The organism is Methylobacterium sp. 001424705, from assembly GCF_059816145.1.
The window spans coordinates 1-1054 of the sequence record NZ_JCBANU010000082.1; the positions used below are offsets into that span (position 1 = coordinate 1).

The 1054-nt window shown below is 59.3% G+C and carries 1 protein-coding gene; it reads left to right on the forward strand.

All coding sequences use genetic code 11. The annotated features are described in order from the left end of the window. The first annotated feature begins 619 nt into the window (after window positions 1-619). On the forward strand, window positions 620-973 hold the full coding sequence (locus AC6EUL_RS22845; RefSeq protein ID WP_499872900.1) for an IS630 transposase-related protein: 354 nt from the start codon (window positions 620-622) through the stop codon (window positions 971-973). Window positions 974-1054: the final 81 nt, after the last annotated feature.

The window sequence follows — 1054 nt, forward strand, 5'->3', positions numbered from 1 at the left end:
CTTCCTCTTCGTGTAACGCGCACCCTTACCGACCCACCCTCCCGAACCGCCAGCAGGCCGCCTCAGTGTAGATGGGGTACTCCTCACCGCGGACTCGCCGTGCTTCGGCCAATCTGCAGCCCGAATTGATCCCTTCAAGACGGAGAACAATATACTTGGCCGGAGGATCGAACTCTCGCTGCCAAGCCCCCAACCCAGCGTTCAGCTCTAAAACTGTGGCTCCGAATAGAGCATATCTTAACGGTGCACATTGATGCAAATCAAAGTTTGCGATCTATTCGAAACCATGACTTATGCATCATGGACGCACATATATTCGTTCTATACGACTCTGAAGCTGCTAAACTTGGCATTCCTGGAGGTGGAGGGCCCCTGGCAGCCGGTATGTATCCAACGGATTGACGATGACGAGCCCCCCGGGGCATGAGGTGACGTGCGAGTCTGTGCGCTCCTCAATGAGGCCAACCAGGCGCGACTGACAGGCGTCGCCGAAGATCGCGCCCTTTTCCTCGAGCACATTGTGGGTGCCAAAATCGTTCTACTAGAGCGTTTTCCACGATCCCTAAGTCGTTGCGGCGAGGTGAGCGTTGATCCTTGAAGGTTTGTCAGGGAGACCGCCATGGCCCGTGCCTACAGTCACGACCTGCGTGTTCGCGTCCTGGACGCAGTGGGAGCAGGTCTGTCCCGCCGGGCCGCGGCCCTGCGTTATCAAGTCGGTATCGCTACGGTGATCCGCTGGGCCGCGCATGCGACGATGACAGGAGAGACGCGGGCTCAGCGTCAGGGCCGTCCACCCGGCTCCAAGCTCGACGTGCATGAAGCCTTTCTGCTTGCCCTCACCGAAGAGAAGGACGAACCGAAGGACCGCGCAGCGACATCACGCTTGCCGAGATGCAGGAACGCCTGCGTACCGAGCGCAGCGTCTCGGTCGGATTGGGCACGCTGTGGCGTTTCTTCGCCTGCCGCGCGGTGACGTGGAAAAAAACTAGGCTGGCAAATCTAACTGTTGGGCTTGGCGTTCGAGGGCGGTGAGGTAGGCATCGGGATCGCGTCG

Excerpts from the sequence above, each read along its gene's own strand:
- AC6EUL_RS22845 (WP_499872900.1), top strand. The coding sequence starts at position 620 with ATGGCCCGTGCCTACAGTCACGACCTGCGTGTTCGCGTCCTGGACGCA.